The sequence below is a fragment of the Rhizobium herbae genome, from assembly GCF_017873135.1.
Lineage (GTDB): Bacteria > Pseudomonadota > Alphaproteobacteria > Rhizobiales > Rhizobiaceae > Pararhizobium > Pararhizobium herbae.
In genome coordinates this window covers 163026-180697 of record NZ_JAGGJV010000003.1, presented here as the reverse complement: position 1 = coordinate 180697, position 17672 = coordinate 163026, and the positions used below count along the sequence as shown (strand labels likewise).

Sequence of the window (17672 nt, the reverse complement as noted above, 5' to 3'; positions counted from 1 at the left end):
ATATCGGCGGCCCATAAGGGGGCGTGAATTGTATGACTTTCCGGTTGCCGCCATCGGCGAAATGACGCAGTTTGCCGCCGGGAACAACAGAGGAAGAATGGCCGTGCAGACAGAGATTGAAGTGTTCGGCCATATGCCATCCGGCGAACCGGTGCACCGCGTTGTCATCAGGGGCGGCGGGCTGACGGCGCATGTCCTCACCTGGGGCGCGGTGATCCAGGACCTGCGCCTCGACGGCCATGCGGCCCCGCTGGTGCTCGGCTTCGAAAATCTCCCCGATTATCTGGCGCATTCGCCCTATTTCGGCGCCACGCCCGGCCGCAACGCCAACCGCATCGGCGGCGGCCGCTTTGAAATCGACGGCACGGCCTACCAGCTGGAAAACAACGAAAAGGGCGTCACCCACCTGCACGGCGGCATCGACGGCATTGCCAAGCGCCTCTGGACGATCCTTGAGACGACGGAAAACCGCGTCGTGCTTCAGATCGTCGATCCCGACGGCCGCGCCGGTTACCCCGGCAATTGCACGGTCACCTGCACCTATACGGTCAGCGACGGCGGCGTCCTCAATGTTCTCTACGAAAGCACCACCGACCGCGCCACGATCTGCAATATCTGCCAGCACAGCTATTTCAATCTCGACGGCACCGCCGATGCGCTCGGCCATGACGCGATGATCGCCGCCAATACCTATCTGCCGACAGACCCGTTGCAGGTGCCGACCGGCGAAATCCGCTCCGTCGAGGGCAGCGTTTTCGACCTGCGCGCCATGACGCCGCTGCGCCGCCAGCAGGAGGGCGACAGGATCGGCTACGACCATAATTTCTGCCTGTCGGATGCCCGTGGTCCCAAGCAGTCGGTCGCACTGGTGCGCAGCATCAATTCCGGCGTCTCGCTGGAAGTCCGCACCACCGAGCCCGGCGTGCAGTTCTACACCGGCTTCAAGATGAACGTGCCCGTTCCGGGCCTTGAAGGCCGCCGCTACGGCCCGTTCGCCGGCTTCTGCCTCGAAACCCAGATCTGGCCGGACGCCGTCAACCATGCCAATTTCCCGCAAGCCGTGCTGCGGCCGGGAGAGACGCTGCGGCAGGAAACCGACTACGTCTTCACCCGGAGCTGACGCCCCGGTCATGGACGAGATTGCCGTTCAATGGGGAGGTTGATGGCACATGCATGTTCTTGTGATCGGCGCGGCGGGCATGCTCGGCCGCAAGCTGACCGAGCGGATCGCCTCCGACAGCGGCCTGTTCGGCGATGATATCGACCGCGTCACCCTCGTCGACGTGATCGAGCCGCCGGTCCCGGCAGAGCTCTCCGCGGTTGCCCGGACGATGACGCTGGACCTCAGCGAGGACGGAGCGGCCGACACGGTGATTGCGCTCCGCCCGGACCTGATCTTTCATCTGGCGGCGATCGTCTCGGGCGAGGCGGAAGCGGATTTCGACAAGGGCTACCGCGTCAATCTCGATGGCACCCGGCTGCTGTTCGAGGCCATCCGCGCGGAAGGCCTGCGGCAGCCCTATCGCCCACGCCTCGTCTTCACCTCGTCGATCGCCGTGTTCGGCGCGCCGTTCCCGGACAGGATCGGCGATGACTTCCTCGCCGCGCCGCTGACCAGCTACGGTACGCAGAAGGCGATCGGCGAGCTGCTTCTCGCCGATTATTCCCGTCGCGGCCTGTTCGACGGCATCGGCCTGCGGCTGCCGACGATCTGCATTCGCCCCGGCAAGCCGAACAAGGCCGCCTCCGGCTTCTTCTCCAACATCCTGCGCGAACCGCTGATCGGCGAAGAGGCGGTCCTTCCGGTCGAGGACAGCGTGCGCCACTGGTTTGCCAGCCCGCGCGCCGCCATCGGCTTCTTCATCCATGCAGCCCGGCTCGACCTGGCGCGCCTTGGCCCCCGCCGCACGCTGTCGATGCCAGGCCTGTCGGCCACCGTTGGCGAGGAAATCGCCGCGCTCGGCAGAATCGCCGGCGCAAAGGCCGTCCGGCTCATCCGGCGCGAACCCGATCCGGCCATCGCGAAAATCGTCGCCGGCTGGCCGGCCGATTTCGACACGCGGCGGGCAAATAGTCTGGGCTTTCGCGCCGAAACCGGTTTTGATGAACTCATCAGAGCGCATATCGACGATGAACTGGACGGGAGGATTTGAGCCATGACAGTAGAGGGAAACCGAAAGATCGCTCTGGTGACCGGCGGCGGCACCGGCATCGGCCGGGCCATCGCCGAAGCGCTGCTCAAAAGCGGCTTTACCGTCGTCATCTCGGGCCGGCGCTTCGACGTTCTCCAGACGGCGGCACATGAGCTTGCCGCGCAGACCGGCGGCACGGCGCGGGCGTTTGCCGCCGATGTCGGCGACCCGCAATCGGTCGCCACCCTGTTTTCCACCATCGCCCATGATTTCGGCCGTCTCGACCTTCTGGTCAACAATGCCGGCATGGGCTTGCCCGCCATACCGATGGAAGACATCACCTTCGAGCAATGGAACGCCATCGTTAGCGCCAACCTCACCGGTGCGTTTCTCTGCACCCAGCAGGCGATGAAGCTGATGAAGGCGCAGGTGCCGCGTGGCGGCCGCATCATCAACAACGGCTCGATCTCCGCCTCGACGCCCCGGCCGCTCTCAGCCCCCTATACGGCGACCAAGCACGCCATCGCCGGCCTGACCAAATCCACCGCGCTCGACGGCCGCCCCTTCGACATCGCCTGCGGCCAGATCGACATCGGCAACGCCTCCACCGAAATGACATCGAAGATGAGCGGCGGCGTGCTGCAGGCCAACGGAGAGGTGGCGAGCGAACCGACCATCCCCGCCAACCTCGTCGCCGACGCCGTCATCTACATGGCCGGCCTGCCGCTCAGCGCCAACGTGCTGACGATGACGGTGATGGCGACGCAGATGCCGTATGTGGGACGGGGGTAACCGGAAGATCCCGCCAGTCCGAAAATAGAGCACGCATATGCAATAGATTACTCTGTATTTGACGGTCGCTACCGCATTCGAAACTCGACGATGCCCTTGAGCACCGACAGCCTCCCGCCGAACTACAAAAGTGCCTTTAATCGAGGAACCGGTGCCGCCGCAGATGTAAACCACTCATGGCAGAACGCCTGCCATGAGTGGTTCAATTTTCAGGTTAAAGAGCCTTGTTATCAGGCCCAGCCCTAGAAATCGAAATAGGTTGCCTTCAGTGCGACAGCATCATCGAGATGGATGATAAAGTCCGCCACTTTGTCGCCGTTGGTGTCGCCCTCAATCCATGTATCGGAAGCAGTCTTGGTATAGCGCAGTTCGCCGGCGTCTCCCGAAAAAGCCTTGGTGCCGACGAATGCGAAATCCTGCGTGCCGGTCTTGCTCGAATCGGCGTCCCAGTTGCTCAGGTCGATGCTGTCGGCACTGGTGAAGTCGTAGATCGTATCCGCCGTCGCCTGTGTCTTGCCGGTATCGCCCTTTTCGAAAACGAAGATATCGGCCCCCCCGAGGCCATAGAGCTTGTCCAGGCCTGCCCCGCCGTCTAGCACGTCGGCGCTGGCACTGCCACGAAGCGTATCGTTGCCCTTGCCGCCGATGGCCTTCTCGAAGGCACGGATTTCGAAAAAGACGTTATCTCCCGACGACGCGGTTCCGGCGCCCAGGTCAATCGTCAGTGCCTCCGAGAAAGCAGAAAAATCGGCTGTGTCGAAATCCTTTGCCCCTGGCAGGTCGTCCGATACGCCTTCGCCGGCGTTAACGATCCCGCCATTTGAACTAGCGGAAAACTTGATGATATCGGCGTCCCGGCTGAGGTTGATAAAGTCGAACCCACCGGATCCGACCTTTACCGTATCATTGCCCCGGCCCATAGCAGCCGAACCCAGATAGCCGCTGCCGATCGTCAGGGTATCATCGCCGCGCCCCATATTGGCGTTGCCCACTTCGCCGGCCCCAGAGAGCGTCAGGATGTCGTCGCCCCGACCCAGAAGCACGGCATTGGCATAATAGCCAATACTGACTGTATCCACACTATTGTAGCCGTTTATGACGCCAACCTCGGCGTTCTTCAGCGTAACGGTATTTGGCCCGGCGTTGGCGAACGCGATGAAATCGATGTAAACCGTCTTCCCGTTGGCTTCCGTGCCGGTCGTCGTGTCGTTGATGATGGCCTTGGTATTGCCGCCGAAGTGCACGAACGCCGCGCCCCAACTGTTCCCACTTAACGTGTATGTCACCGTCCGGATCGGATCGGCGTCCGGAACCCAGGAGTCGACCACAAAGAGGAAGTGATTGTCCCAAGTATAAGTATCGCTGCCCAGCTTGAAGCTGGTCGAGCCATTCAGCGTGACGCTCGTGTTTTTGGTAATGGTGCTCATTTGGTGTTTCCCCTCGATCGATTCATTAAAGGTTGTAAAAATATGCCGTCTTATAGAGATAAATGGCTCTGTTAAGTATTAAACATGTTCCACAGCCCACATGCCTTGCTGACGTCATGTTACACCCTGGAAATCGGAAATCAATCCTTCCAATCTGGTGTCAGATGCTTTGCATTACTGTTGTTTTTTGGCAATGGAACTGAGGTGTTTTTGCATCGCAAACAATACTTATGCCCCGATAGCACGTTGCTCCCGAGCATATGCAAGGAGCCGTCAATATCGTCTGCAGGCAGGCCTTTGCGCCGTAATGCGCTAAAGCCGGCTCACCTCGGGTATTGTGCAAGACTCGCGCCGAACATGCCGAAACGACCATTTGACTTGAAGAGAACCACATTGACGCGACAGAACCGTCACAACACTGCCAAGTCTTCATTCGACAATTTTCGGGACGATAAAAACACAAAAGCCCCGGAAAACCGAGGCTTTGAAGCTGGGAAGAAATGGAGCGGGTGAAGCGATTCGAACGCTCGACCCCAACCTTGGCAAGGTTGTGCTCTACCCCTGAGCTACACCCGCTCATCATCCAAGGTCCGGGGGTAGTCGGTGGACCGTGGCGCCGCCGCGTTGTTGTTTGCGGCGACGGGCGCTATATGGCCCAGCCGTTTTGCAAATGCAACAGGGAAATGACGCTCAATCCAAGAAATTTTGGAAGAAATGTCGCAAGGCCCTGAAAACAAGGCGTTTTGCGGCCTGCATCCTGTGAATGATTGCGCTTGTTTGGCCTTCGCCGTAAGGGAAGACCGTTATTTTTCAGCCGAAGGAAGCCGTGATGAGTGAAATGCAGCCGAAGACGCAGGACGACCTGTTCCAGTTTCTGGACAGCCTTGGCATCGCGCACAAGACCAAGCGGCACGCACCGGTTTTCACCGTCGCCGAATCGGTGGCGCTGCGCGACGAGATTCCCGGCGGGCATACGAAGAACCTGTTCGTGAAGGACAAGAAGGACAATTATTTCCTCCTGACCGTCGAGGAAAACGCCACCGTGGACCTGAAGACCGTGCACACGCTGATCGGCGGCGCCAGCAAGGTCTCCTTCGGCCGGCCGGAGAAGCTGATGGAATATCTCGGCGTCATTCCCGGCGCCGTCACCGCCTTCGGCGTGATCAACGACGTCGGCCAGAACGTCAAGATCATCGTCGACGAGGAGCTGATGAAGGACGAGATCGTCAACTGCCATCCGCTCGCCAACGACGCGACGACATCGATCGCTTCCAGGGACCTTTTGCGCTTTATCGAGGCGACGGGACACGAAGCGCTTGTCTTGAAAGTGACGTCCTGACATACGATCTTTGACGGGAAGACAGTCAGACGGACGAGGATGTCCGCGAGGAGACACGATGAGCGGCAACGACAATCCCTATGCGGCATCCTACGGCAACCAGATGACGGCGACAGCCAGCTATGGCGGGGCGCCCGCGCCGGCGACAACGGCAACTCTGGCAGCAGCGCCGGCGGGCGATCTGATCAAGGAAACCACCACAGCCAATTTCACCCGCGACGTCCTGGAAGCCTCCCGCCAGCAGCCGGTTCTCGTCGATTTCTGGGCACCCTGGTGCGGTCCCTGCAAGCAGCTGACCCCGGTGATCGAAAAGGTCGTCACCGAAGCGCAGGGGCGTGTCCGGCTGGTCAAGATGAACATCGACGATCATCCGTCGGTCGCCGGCCAGCTCGGCATCCAGTCGATCCCGGCCGTCATCGCCTTTGTCGGCGGCCGGCCGGTCGACGGTTTCATGGGCGCGGTGCCCGAAAGCCAGATCCGCCAGTTCATCGACAAGATCGCCGGCCCGATGATCGACGACCAGCAGGCCGAGATCGACGCGGCGCTGGCCGAGGCAAAGACATTTTTCGATGGGGGCGACGTGCAGAGCGCGGCCGGTCTCTTCGGTGCCGTCATGCAGGCCGACCCTGAAAATGCCGTGGCCCTGGCCGGTCTTGCCAATTGCATGATCGCCGCCGGCGACGCGCAACAGGCCCGCGAACTTTTGACGGAGCTTTCGGAGGAACTGGCGAAAGACGCCGGCATCGTTGCCGTGCTGAAGAAGCTCGACCAGATCGAGGAAGCCCGCAAGCTCGGCGACCCCGACGCCCTGGAGCAGGCACTGGCCGCCGATCCCGACGATCATGCCGCCCGCATCAAGCTGGCCAAGATCCGCAATGTCGAAGGCGACCGCGAGGCGGCGGCCGATCACCTCCTGAAGGTGATGAAGCGCGACCGGACGTTCGAGGACGACGGCGCACGGCGCGAGCTCTTGCAGTTCTTCGATGTCTGGGGCCCGATGGATCCGGCGACGCTGTCGGCGCGGCGGAAACTTTCGTCGATCCTGTTCTCGTAACGCCCTCGTTGCCTGCGGCTTTGTGACAGTCTCCCTTGAGATTTCGGGACAGCGCACCATTTCTTGTCGATAAGCGACGCGGCGCCGCCGCGATTGCCAAGAGGAACGCCTGACGGCGACGGGGTGTGGTGGACCATGCAAGTTGGAAATGCACGTTATCTGAAGCCTCAGGACTTGCCGGAGACGCTTCCGGTGTTCCCGCTGACGGGCGTGCTCCTGCTTCCCGGCTCGCAGCTGCCGCTCAATATTTTCGAGCCGCGCTATCTGTCGATGTTCGACGACGCACTGGCGGGAAACCGCCTGATCGGCATGATCCAGCCCTCGTTCGGCGAAATTCGCGAAGAGGCGGGCCAGGCGCATGTGCAGGCGCTCTGCCAGGTCGGCTGTGTCGGCCGGATCACCTCGTTTGCGGAAATGGAGGACGGCCGATATCTGGTGTCGCTCACCGGCATCTGCCGGTTCCGGCTGTTCGAGGAAGTGCATCTGGGGAAAAAGGGCTACCGCTCCTTCAAGATTGCGCCTTTCGCCACCGACCTGACCGGGCCGGACGATGAAGCCCAGGTCGACCGCGAAGCGCTGCTGGCCGCCTTCAAGGCCTATCTCGACGCCAACAAGCTGGAAGCGGACTGGGAAAGCGTCGAGCGGGCAAGCAATGTGACGCTGGTCAATTCCATGGCGATGATGTCACCCTATGGTCCTGCGGAAAAGCAGGCGTTGCTGGAGGCGCCGGATCTCAAGACCCGCGCCGAAACGCTGATCGCCATCACCGAGATCGTACTCGCCCGCAATTTCGGCGATATCGAAACCATGCTGCAATAGGGCTGAAACGATGGAAGACAGGACCAGCCGGGTCGATCCCAAACTGCTCGAACTTCTCGTCTGCCCGCTGACCAAGGGGCGGCTGAGCTACCGCGCTGCCGACAACGAGCTGATCTCGGAAAAGGCAAGGCTCGCCTATCCGATCCGCGACGGAATTCCGATCATGCTGATTTCCGAGGCGAGGAAGATCGAGGATTGAGAGCGGCGAGTATCGGTGGTGGCTCGCCCAAACTCTCCGTCATTCCTGTGCTTGTCACAGGAATCCAGTCACGCGACGTCCGTCGCGTGGAAGCCTCTTCATCTAAGCTTGAGTGGCCGGTCCCCTCGCCGCGCAGACGCGCGGCGGCTGGATCCCTGTGACGAGCACAGGGATGACGGAGGCACGTCGTTCGCGATGCGTGCGGTAGTCCCTTAAATCAGATCGGCTGGCCGCCCAGCAATTTCGGCTCACTCTGCCCGCCGAGCCCTGACGCCTGGCGGATAAAGAACGACTTGACCGACGGCAGGCGGTCGACGATCCCCAGGCCGAAATCGCGCAGCGCCCGGACGGGGGTGATGTCGTTGGAAAACAGCCGGTTCAGCACGTCTGTCGTCAGCCCCATGCGGAACGTATCGAAGCGCCGCCAGCTCTGGTAGCGCTCCAGCACCGCCAGCGAGCCGATATCCAGCCCCAGCCTGTCGGCATCGACGATGGTTTCGGCCAGCGCCGCCACATCCTTGAAGCCGAGGTTGAGTCCCTGGCCTGATATCGGATGGATGCCGTGGGCGGCGTCGCCGGCAAGGGCAAAGCGTGGGGCGATGAAATCGCGGGCCAGCGTCAGCCCGAGCGGAAAGGCCCGACGGCCGCCGACAACCTTCAGCGTGCCGAGCTTGTGGCCGAAACGGCGCTCCAGTTCTTCCTCGAACACCAGGTCGTCGCTGGCGATCAGCCGGTCGGCATCGCGCGTGCGCTCCGTCCAGACCAGCGAGGAGCGATTGTTTTTCAGCGGCAGCGTCGCAAACGGGCCGGCCGGCAGGAAGTGCTCCTCCGCCGTGCCGTCATGCGGGCGCTCGTGCTCGACGGTGGTGACGATGCCCGACTGGCCGTAGTCGAAATCCACCGTCTTGATGCCGGCGGCATCGCGCAGTTTCGAGCGCACGCCGTCGCAGGCGACCAGCAGCCGCGCCTCGATCGTCTCGCCATTGGCCAAAGCCACGGAAACAGAATGAGCGCCGCTCTTGAAACCGGCAGCTGCGGTCGATTGCCGGATCTCGACGCCCAGATTGTCCGCTGCCTTGCGCAGCGCGCCGACCAGCGCGACGTTCGGCACCATATGGGCGAACGGCCGGCCCTCGACGGCCTCGTCCTCGAATGTCAGGAACACCGGGCGGACCGGATCGGCGGTTTTCGAATCGGTGATCACCATGCGCCTGATCGGCTCGGCCTCCGGCTCGATCTCGCTCCATATTCCCAGCACGTCGAGCATCTGCGAGGCGGCCGCAATGATCGCCGAGGCGCGTTCGTCCTTCTTCCAGGCATCGCCCGGAGCGCCGTCGATCAGGCTCACGGCGAGGTGAGGGGCAGCCTTCTTGATGGATACGGCCAGCGACAGGCCGACATAACCGCCGCCCGCAATCAGCACATCGATCATCGCACATTCTCCCGTCGCTCTTGAGCATTGCCTGCCTCCTATATAGATCATTGATGCGCTCCTTCCTACCGCTGGAGCGCTCGACCTCAGGAGATTGCCGAAATGTCGCGCCCCAACCCCGCCCCGATGGACGTCCTGCTGCAGACGCTGGATCTGGAGAAGCTGGAGGAGAACCTGTTTCGCGGGCGCTCGCCGCAGGTCGGCTGGCAGCGGGTCTTTGGCGGACAGGTGATCGGCCAGGCACTGGTGGCAGCGCAGCGCACCGTCAGCGAAGGCCGCTACGTGCATTCGCTGCATGCCTATTTCATGCGGCCGGGCGATCCCGCTGTCCCGATCATCTACGACGTCGACCGCATCCGCGACGGATCGAGTTTCGCCACCCGCCGTGTCGTCGCCATCCAGCACGGCAAGGCGATCTTTTCGCTGTCGGCGTCGTTCCAGTTCGACGAGGACGGCTTCGACCACCAGATCGCCATGCCGGACGTGGCGCCGCCGGAAACGCTGATGGGCGAACAGGACATCAAGGAGAAGTTCCTGGTGAATGCGCCCGAGGCGATCCGGCGCTACTGGGAGCGTCCCCGGCCGATCGAGATCCGCCCCGTCTCGCTCAAGCATTATTTCTCGCGCGACAAGCTCGAACCGGTTCAGGACGTCTGGGTCAAGGCGGTCGGTACCGTGCCCGACGAGCGCCATATCCAGGCGGCCGTGCTTGCCTATATCTCCGACATGACCCTGCTCGACACGGCGCTCTACGCCCATGGCACCTCGGTCTTCGACCGCGATCTGCAGGTGGCGAGCCTCGATCACGCCATGTGGTTCCACCGGCCCTGCCGCATGGACGACTGGCTGCTCTATACCCAAGACAGTCCAAGCGCTTTTGGAGCGCGCGGCATGACGCGCGGCAGCCTTTTTGACCGCTCCGGTGTCCTGATTGCGTCCGTCGCCCAGGAAGGCCTGATCCGGAAAAAGGCATCTGAATAAAAAAGCGCCATTTTTTTATTTTTGCTTATTTTTTCATCGTTTAAATTGACGATTTTTTGACATTCCGGCGGATGCCACCGGCGGAATGTGGCATTTCCGTGACTTTTCATAGGCTTAACCGGCCGCTCCCGAACTGGCACGCCCCTTGAATAGCATTGGGCGGTCGTTGGGGAATTATGCTCGGCGGCAAGGAGAGACGGCCCCGAGCCGCAGATGAACAAGGATGGGAAACCAGATGAAAATTGTGATGGCCATTATCAAGCCGTTCAAGCTCGATGAGGTTCGCGAAGCCCTCACTGCCGTTGGCATCCAAGGCCTGACCGTGACCGAAGTGAAGGGTTACGGGCGCCAGAAGGGACATACGGAAATCTACCGCGGCACGGAATACGCCGTGAGCTTCCTGCCGAAACTGAAGATCGAAATCGCCGTTGCCACCGAGATCGTCGACAAGGCCGTGGAGGCGATCGCATCGTCGGCCAAGACCGGCCAGATCGGCGACGGCAAGATCTTCGTCTATTCGATTGACCATGCCGTGCGCATTCGTACCGGCGAAACCGACACAGAAGCGCTGTAAGTCACGGCCGTTCAGGGAGCTATATGTCAATGTCCTCATTCAAACTTTCCACCTCTCTCGGACGCGTGGGCGCTGCAGCCGCAGCCTTCCTCGCCCCGGCCATTGCGTTTGCGCAGGAAACGGCGCCCGCGGCCGTTGAAGCTGTTGCCGCGGCGCCGGCCATGACGGTCGACAAAGGCGACACCACCTGGATGATGGTGTCCTCCATCCTGGTTCTGCTCATGACCGTACCCGGCCTTGCTTTGTTCTACGGCGGCCTCGTGCGTACCAAGAACATGCTGTCCGTTCTGATGCAGGTGCTGATGATTGCCGCGGTCGCGATGATCGTCTGGGTCACCTACGGCTACTCGCTTGCTTTCACCGACGGCGGTTCGCTGAACAGCTATGTCGGCGGCTTCTCGAAGATTTTCCTGTCCGGTGTCGACGTCTCGACCTTGGCGGAAAGCTTCTCCAAGGGCGTTGCCATTCCGGAGCTGGTTTTCGTCATCTTCCAGATGACCTTTGCGGCCATTACTCCCGGCCTGATCATCGGTGCCTTTGCAGAACGCATCAAGTTCTCCGCCGTGATCCTGTTCACCATCCTGTGGCTGACCTTCATCTACTTCCCGATCGCCCACATGGTCTGGTTCTGGGGTGGTCCGAGCGCCTATGCCGCCGCAAGCGGCCTGATCTTCGGCTTCGGCGCGATTGACTTCGCAGGCGGTACGGTCGTTCACATCAATGCCGGTATCGCTGGCCTCGTCGGCGCGATCATGGTCGGCAAGCGCACTGGCTTCGGCAAGGACATGATGGCTCCGCATTCGATGACCATGACGATGATCGGCGCCTCGCTTCTGTGGGTCGGCTGGTTCGGCTTCAACGCCGGTTCCAACCTTGAAGCCAATGCCTACGCAGTGCTTGCCATGATCAACACCTTCGTTGCCACGGCAGCGGCGGTCGTCTCCTGGTCGCTCGTTGAAACCTTTACACGCGGCAAGGCTTCCATGCTGGGTGCTGCTTCGGGTGCCGTCGCCGGTCTCGTCGTCATCACCCCTGCCGCCGGTTTCGTCGGCCCGATGGGCGCGATCGTCATGGGTCTCGTCGTCTCCCCGATCTGCTACTTCTTCGTCTCCACCGTGAAGAACAAGTTCGGCTACGACGACACGGCTGATGTCTTCGGCGTTCACTGCGTCGGCGGTATCCTGGGCGCACTGCTCACCGGCGTGTTCGTCAACCCGGCTCTCGGCGGCGCAGGCATCGTCGATTACTCGACGGCCGACTTCGCCGCTGGCTACGCCGGCACCGCAACCCAGGTCTGGGCACAGTTCAAGGGCGTCATCGTCACGCTCCTGTGGTCGGGCATCGGCTCGGCGATCCTTTACAAGATCGTCGATATGATCGTCGGCCTGCGCGTCCCGGTCGAAGCCGAACGCGAAGGTCTCGACCTCTCCTCGCACGGCGAAGCTGCTTACCACTCCTAAGCAATTTACGGAGCCGGGCAAACCGGCTCCGTATTCAGTCCCGTCGCGGTTTCGTGGTTTGCGCGTGACCGCATTTGGCCCGGACATTTCGTCCGGGCTTTTTTTGTGCCCGTGCGTCGTGCACCGTTGCCAAAAAACCTCCGTCGGGGAAAACGGGACGAGATGGCATCGTTTCGCGTAAACGAAGCGTCAAGGTTAATAGGGCTTTAACCCTCCTCTGCTTACCTTCTGATCCTGTGCGCATTGCGCTTTTGAGAATCACGGGCAAGCAGGTCACCATGAGCAGAAACAATCAGGCGGTATTCGACAACCGTTCCAACCGGTTTGTGCTTTCCACCTTCGTCTGGAAGCAGATCGCCGCACTGACGGGCTTCGCGCTGTTCGTCGGCCTCGGCTTCGCGGTGGCGGCATTGTCGACATGGAACGTCTCCGACCCGAGCTTCTCCTACGCGACCGCGGACGCGCCCACCAACATCCTCGGCTATACCGGCGCTGCATTTTCCGACATCTTCATGCAGTTCTTCGGCATTGCCAGTGTCGTGGCGCTGCTTCCAGTGGTCGCCTGGGGTCTGGTGCTGATCACCGGCAAACCTTTCGATCACATCGTCAAGCGCGCCGGCGCCTGGTTCATCGGTTCGGTGCTGGCCTCGGCGGCCCTGAGCTGCATCCCGGCTCCCGTCACCTGGCCGCTGCCCAACGGCCTCGGCGGTGTCTTCGGCGACATGATCCTGCGATTTCCCGCACTGTTCACCGGCGCCTATCCGACCGGCACCTTCGGCACGGTGCTTGCCGTCCTGTTTGCCCTGCCTGCCGCCTATTTCCTGATCTACAGCGCCGGCCTGATCGGCGTCGATGATCCGGAGGACGATATCGCGATACCGGTGCCGTCGCCCAGCAAGGCCCGCACCGTCAGCGACGAGGCGGAAGACGACGATTCCGAAGGCATCATCATGGTGATGGCCGGCGCGCTCACCCATATGCGCTTTACCGCGCAGGCCCGTTTGCGGCGTCTCTTCGGTCTCAGCGGCCGGCGCAAGCCGGCTTCGCGCCACTACGACGAGCCCTACGACTTCAACACCGACGAATTCGGCACGCTGAACGAACCGGTTCGCCCGAAGGCCGTCGCCCGTTCGGAACGGGTCGAGCCCTCGCTCGACCGCAGTGAGCGCCGCGTCGTTTCGGCGCCGCCGATATCGGTCGGCGACGATAAGGACGACGACTTCCCGGCTCTGGACGCAGGCCAGCGGCCGGCCGGCATCATGCCCGAGGATGACGAGGACGACGATATCGACATCGCCGCCGACTGGGCGCCGGTTCCGGCACCGCGCAAACAGCCGCCGGCGCCGTCAACGGTGGCCGCACGCGTCGTTCCGCCAGCTCCCCGCCCAAAGACCGGACAGCGCATCGAGCGCGAGGCACAGGCATCGCTGGTCACCGACGATGACGACTTCACCCTGCCGCCGCTGCACTTCCTCGCCGAGCCGAAGAACATTGCCCGCGACGCGACGCTGTCTGCCGATGCGCTGGAACAGAATGCCCGTATGCTGGAAGGCGTGCTGGAGGATTTCGGCGTCAAGGGCGAGATCATCCATGTCCGGCCCGGCCCGGTCGTCACCATGTACGAGCTGGAGCCTGCGCCCGGCATCAAGTCGTCGCGCGTCATCGGTCTTGCCGACGATATCGCCCGCTCGATGTCGGCGATCGCCGCCCGCGTCGCCGTCGTGCCCGGCCGTAACGCCATCGGCATCGAGCTGCCGAACAACCGCCGCGAGACCGTCTATCTGCGCGAACTGATCGGCTCCCGCGACTTCGAGACCAGCAAGACCCGTCTTGCCATGGCGCTCGGCAAGACGATCGGCGGCGAGCCTGTCATCGTCGATATCGCCAAGATGCCGCACCTGCTGGTCGCCGGCACCACCGGCTCGGGTAAATCGGTCGCCATCAACACGATGATCCTGTCGATCCTCTACCGGCTGAAGCCGGAACAGTGCCGCCTGATCATGATCGACCCGAAGATGCTCGAACTCTCCGTCTATGACGGCATTCCGCATCTGCTCTCGCCTGTCGTCACCGATCCGAAGAAGGCCGTCGTCGCGCTGAAATGGACCGTGCGCGAGATGGAAGAGCGCTACAAGAAGATGTCGAAGATCGGCGTGCGCAACATCGACGGCTTCAATTCGCGCGTCGAGCAGGCCATGGCCAAGGGCGAACAGATCAGTCGCACCGTCCAGACAGGTTTCGACCGCCAGACCGGCGAGGCCGTCTACGAGACGGAAGAATTCGATCTGCAGCCGATGCCCTATATCGTCGTCATCATCGACGAAATGGCCGACCTGATGATGGTCGCCGGCAAGGACATCGAAGGCGCCGTCCAGCGGCTGGCCCAGATGGCGCGTGCCGCCGGTATCCACGTCATCATGGCGACACAGCGCCCGTCCGTCGATGTCATTACCGGTACGATCAAGGCCAACTTCCCGACCCGCATTTCCTTCCAGGTGACCTCGAAGATCGACAGCCGTACCATCCTTGGCGAACAGGGCGCCGAACAGCTCCTCGGCATGGGCGACATGCTCTACATGGCGGGCGGCGGGCGCATCCAGCGCGTTCACGGGCCGTTCGTCTCCGACACCGAAGTCGAGGACGTCGTCAAATTTCTGAAGACGCAAGGCTCGCCGCAATATCTCGATGCCATCACCGAGGACGACGATGAGGACGGCGAAGGCGGCGGCCCGGCCGGCACCTCCAATCTTTCCGAATCGGACGATCCCTACGACCAGGCTGTCGCCATCGTTCTGCGCGACGGCAAGGCCTCGACCTCCTACGTCCAGCGCCGGCTCGGCATCGGTTACAACCGCGCCGCATCGCTGATCGAGCGCATGGAGCAGGAAGGTATCATCGGCGCCGCCAACCACGCCGGCAAGCGCGAGATCCTGGTGCCCACGGAAAACGACTGACCGGCCGATAGACCCGCCGAACGCTCAAGGGCCTGCCCGACACGGCGGCTCACGGGCAATTGCACGGAGATGCGCGCGAAACGCCTTGAAGGTGCCGTACTTGCGCTCCACATGAGACTGTAATTGAAGGAGAATTGCGATGACGGACATCGAAACCGGCGGTAAAGATCAAAAAAGCGCGTTTTCGCAGCTGTCACGCCGCGCTTTCGTTGGCGGTCTTGCCGTTTTCGCTGCCCTGTCCTTGATCGGCCTTCCCATCGAGCCCGCCCAGGCGCAGACGGCCGTTGCCCAGAAAATCGCCGATCATTTCGCGTCCGTCAAAACCATGAGCGGCGAGTTCGTGCAGTTCGGCCCGCGCGGCGAGCAGACCGGCGGCAAGTTCTTCATCAGCCGCCCCGGCAAGATCCGCTTCAACTATGAAGCGCCATCGCCGATGCGGGTGATTGCCGACGGCAAGTCGGTCGTCATCGGCAACCAGAAAATGAAAACCTGGGATATCTATCCGCTGTCGAAGACGCCGCTGAAGCTGCTGCTCTCCGACGATATCGACCTGACCGGCAAGATGGTGCGCGACGTCAAGGAAGAGGCCGATCTGATCACCATCGTGCTTGGCGACCGCAGCGTCTTCGGCGATGCGACGATCACGCTGATGTTCGACCCGAAGACCTACGACCTGCGCCAGTGGACCATCACCGACGCGCAGAAGAAGGACACCTCGGTGATGATCTTCAACGTCAAGAACGGCGTCGCCATGGACGACAAGGTCTTCCAGATCCCCTATGACGATATCAACAATCGCGGCAAATGATGCGGTAGCCGAGACGGCTCTTCCCCCGCATTTCAGAGGAGGGTAGCAGCATCAGGCCGATGACGCCTCGCCATCTATCCGGCGCGTCATCAAAATCTCGTCGATCTCTCTACCCTCGTGGATCGTACCGCCGGGGATGCGGCCCACCTCTGCAAATCCCTCACGCCGGTAAAACCGGATGGCCGTCGGGTTTTCGGCGCTGACGGCAAGTTCCAGCTGCCGGATACCGGCCACGCGGGCATGGCGGACAAGCACATCGAGAAGTGCTTTTGCGTGACCGCCACCGCGCCGGTCCCGGCGGACATAGACCATGATGACGGTTGCGCGGTGCGCCATCTTGCTGGCGCTCTGCCGCATCAGCCCCATGATGGCGACCGGCTCTCCTTCGTGAAAATCGACGAAGACGGCATTGACGGTCAGGCGGCGGCGCCATTCGGCATCCGGCAAACCTTCCCAGTCCTCGCTGCTGCTGGCAAAGGCCGCGGGTTCGCTGCGCAGGGCTTCAAGCCGGATCCGGCGGAAGATGTCGATATCCTCTGGACCGAGATGCCGGATCATATGGAGACCTTTCCAGGAAAATCCAAACCGCGTCTTTCGCGGCCGGGAAACTCGAATAGCGAGCAATATCACTGTCATTCCAAGCAGCAAAGCCAATGGCCAAGCCTGCAAAAAATCCCTATGACATGACGCGCGGACGGGCGGCGTCCGCCTCAACCGTCCAAGGAAAAACCCCGCATGGCATTGTCGATCGCCACCTGGAACATCAACTCGGTGCGGCTGCGCATGCCGCTGGTCGAGCATCTTTTGAAAACCTGGTCGCCGGATATCCTCTGCCTGCAGGAAACCAAGGTGACGAACGATCTCTTCCCGTTTGCGCCGCTGAAAGCGCTCGGCTACGAGCACATCGCCATCCACGGCCAGAAGGGCTATCACGGCGTCGCCACCATCTCCCGCCTGCCGCTGCATGAACTCACCGACCGGCGCGACTATTGCGGCGTCGGCGATTCCCGCCATCTCTCGGTCGTGTTCGAAAAGTCGGCCAAGAAAATCCGCCTGCACAATTTCTATGTGCCGGCCGGCGGCGACGAGCCGGACCGGACGATCAACCCGAAATTCGGCCACAAGCTCGATTTCATCGAGGAGATGAAGCTGCTGCATGCCGAAAGCGAAGCCGGTATCTCGTCGATCCTCGTCGGCGACCTCAACATCGCGCCGCTGGAACACGATGTCTGGTCGCACAAGCAGCTCCTGAAGATCGTCAGCCACACGCCGATCGAAACCGAAGGCCTGACGGCGGTGCTTAACGGCGGCGCCTGGGTCGATCTGATGCGCCAGCACACGCCCTCGCCGGAAAAGCTCTATACGTGGTGGAGCTACCGCGCAAAGGACTGGGAAGGGGCCAACAAGGGCCGCCGGCTCGATCATGTCTGGTCCTCCGCCGACCTTTCCCCGCATCTGACCCGCATCGACATCCTGAAGGAAGCACGCGGCTGGGAGCGTCCGTCGGACCACGTGCCGGTCATCGCCCATTTCGATCTGTAGGCAAAACACCGTCATTTTCCGGGCGGTTCATTTCGAAATAATAATATGACTCTTTTAGTCATATTTAACTTGAAGCCCGAATCCAAACCGAATATTCCTTGCGCCGACGGCGGGGATACCGTCTCCGGCGGCGGCGGCCGCTGTTTCCATTGTCGATCG

General features: G+C 61.8%; 16 protein-coding genes and 1 tRNA gene. 13 read left to right on the top strand and 4 right to left on the bottom strand.

The window, feature by feature from the left end:
- Positions 1-97 precede the first annotated feature (97 nt).
- From J2Z75_RS09655 to J2Z75_RS09645, 3 genes are read left to right on the top strand one after another with little or no spacing between them, the layout of a single operon-like run.
- Positions 98-1120 carry an aldose epimerase family protein gene (locus J2Z75_RS09655; RefSeq protein ID WP_234937289.1) on the top strand — a complete coding sequence of 341 codons (1023 nt, stop codon included), beginning with the start codon at positions 98-100 and terminating at the stop codon, positions 1118-1120.
- A 49-nt stretch (positions 1121-1169) separates the two neighbouring features.
- Positions 1170-2153 carry a D-erythronate dehydrogenase gene (denD, locus tag J2Z75_RS09650; protein ID WP_209851145.1) on the top strand — a complete coding sequence of 328 codons (984 nt, stop codon included), beginning with the start codon at positions 1170-1172 and terminating at the stop codon, positions 2151-2153.
- Between the two features lie 3 nt (positions 2154-2156).
- Positions 2157-2924, top strand: a complete 768-nt coding sequence (locus tag J2Z75_RS09645; protein ID WP_209851143.1) for an SDR family oxidoreductase — start codon at positions 2157-2159, stop codon at positions 2922-2924.
- Positions 2925-3166: 242 nt separating this feature from the next.
- Here the strand turns inward: J2Z75_RS09645 and J2Z75_RS09640 are convergent, their stop codons facing one another.
- Both J2Z75_RS09640 and J2Z75_RS09635 read right to left on the bottom strand, forming a co-directional pair.
- Positions 3167-4351: a calcium-binding protein gene (locus tag J2Z75_RS09640; RefSeq protein WP_209851141.1), complete on the bottom strand. Its 1185-nt coding sequence runs from the start codon at positions 4349-4351 to the stop codon at positions 3167-3169.
- A 501-nt stretch (positions 4352-4852) separates the two neighbouring features.
- Positions 4853-4927: transfer RNA gene (locus tag J2Z75_RS09635), tRNA-Gly, on the bottom strand.
- Between the two features lie 253 nt (positions 4928-5180).
- Here J2Z75_RS09635 and J2Z75_RS09630 point away from each other — a divergent pair.
- The 4 genes from J2Z75_RS09630 to J2Z75_RS09615 all read left to right on the top strand — a co-directional run bounded on the left by J2Z75_RS09630 (position 5181) and on the right by J2Z75_RS09615 (position 7762).
- Positions 5181-5690 carry a prolyl-tRNA synthetase associated domain-containing protein gene (locus J2Z75_RS09630; protein WP_209851139.1) on the top strand — a complete coding sequence of 170 codons (510 nt, stop codon included), beginning with the start codon at positions 5181-5183 and terminating at the stop codon, positions 5688-5690.
- Between the two features lie 58 nt (positions 5691-5748).
- Positions 5749-6744 (top strand): thioredoxin, encoded by a 996-nt coding sequence (gene trxA, locus J2Z75_RS09625; RefSeq protein WP_209851136.1) that lies wholly within the window; start codon positions 5749-5751, stop codon positions 6742-6744.
- Positions 6745-6879: 135 nt separating this feature from the next.
- Positions 6880-7563, top strand: a complete 684-nt coding sequence (locus J2Z75_RS09620) for an LON peptidase substrate-binding domain-containing protein (protein ID WP_209851132.1) — start codon at positions 6880-6882, stop codon at positions 7561-7563.
- Between the two features lie 10 nt (positions 7564-7573).
- Complete coding sequence (locus J2Z75_RS09615; RefSeq protein WP_113247138.1) at positions 7574-7762, top strand: Trm112 family protein; 189 nt, start codon at positions 7574-7576, stop codon at positions 7760-7762.
- Between the two features lie 217 nt (positions 7763-7979).
- Here the strand turns inward: J2Z75_RS09615 and J2Z75_RS09610 are convergent, their stop codons facing one another.
- Entirely contained in the window at positions 7980-9194 is a 1215-nt protein-coding gene (locus J2Z75_RS09610; RefSeq protein WP_234937262.1) for a ubiquinone biosynthesis hydroxylase, read from the bottom strand.
- 102 nt (positions 9195-9296) lie between these two features.
- Between J2Z75_RS09610 and tesB the strand changes: the two genes are divergently transcribed.
- The 5 genes from tesB to J2Z75_RS09585 all read left to right on the top strand — a co-directional run bounded on the left by tesB (position 9297) and on the right by J2Z75_RS09585 (position 15971).
- Complete coding sequence (tesB, locus tag J2Z75_RS09605; protein WP_209851127.1) at positions 9297-10175, top strand: acyl-CoA thioesterase II; 879 nt, start codon at positions 9297-9299, stop codon at positions 10173-10175.
- Positions 10176-10398: 223 nt separating this feature from the next.
- A complete protein-coding gene (locus J2Z75_RS09600; protein ID WP_037162680.1) occupies positions 10399-10749 on the top strand; it encodes a P-II family nitrogen regulator in 351 nt (116 codons plus the stop codon).
- 29 nt (positions 10750-10778) lie between these two features.
- Positions 10779-12209 carry an ammonium transporter gene (locus J2Z75_RS09595; protein ID WP_209851124.1) on the top strand — a complete coding sequence of 477 codons (1431 nt, stop codon included), beginning with the start codon at positions 10779-10781 and terminating at the stop codon, positions 12207-12209.
- Positions 12210-12487: 278 nt separating this feature from the next.
- Positions 12488-15163: a DNA translocase FtsK gene (locus J2Z75_RS09590; RefSeq protein WP_209851120.1), complete on the top strand. Its 2676-nt coding sequence runs from the start codon at positions 12488-12490 to the stop codon at positions 15161-15163.
- Between the two features lie 139 nt (positions 15164-15302).
- Positions 15303-15971, top strand: coding sequence for an outer membrane lipoprotein carrier protein LolA (locus J2Z75_RS09585; protein WP_209851116.1), 669 nt, complete (start codon positions 15303-15305; stop codon positions 15969-15971).
- A gap of 51 nt (positions 15972-16022) precedes the next feature.
- Here the strand turns inward: J2Z75_RS09585 and J2Z75_RS09580 are convergent, their stop codons facing one another.
- Positions 16023-16529, bottom strand: a complete 507-nt coding sequence (locus J2Z75_RS09580) for a GNAT family N-acetyltransferase (RefSeq protein ID WP_209851110.1) — start codon at positions 16527-16529, stop codon at positions 16023-16025.
- 177 nt (positions 16530-16706) lie between these two features.
- On the opposite strand from J2Z75_RS09580, the gene J2Z75_RS09575 reads away from it, so the two are divergent.
- A complete protein-coding gene (locus tag J2Z75_RS09575) occupies positions 16707-17513 on the top strand; it encodes an exodeoxyribonuclease III (RefSeq protein ID WP_209851107.1) in 807 nt (268 codons plus the stop codon).
- Positions 17514-17672: the final 159 nt, after the last annotated feature.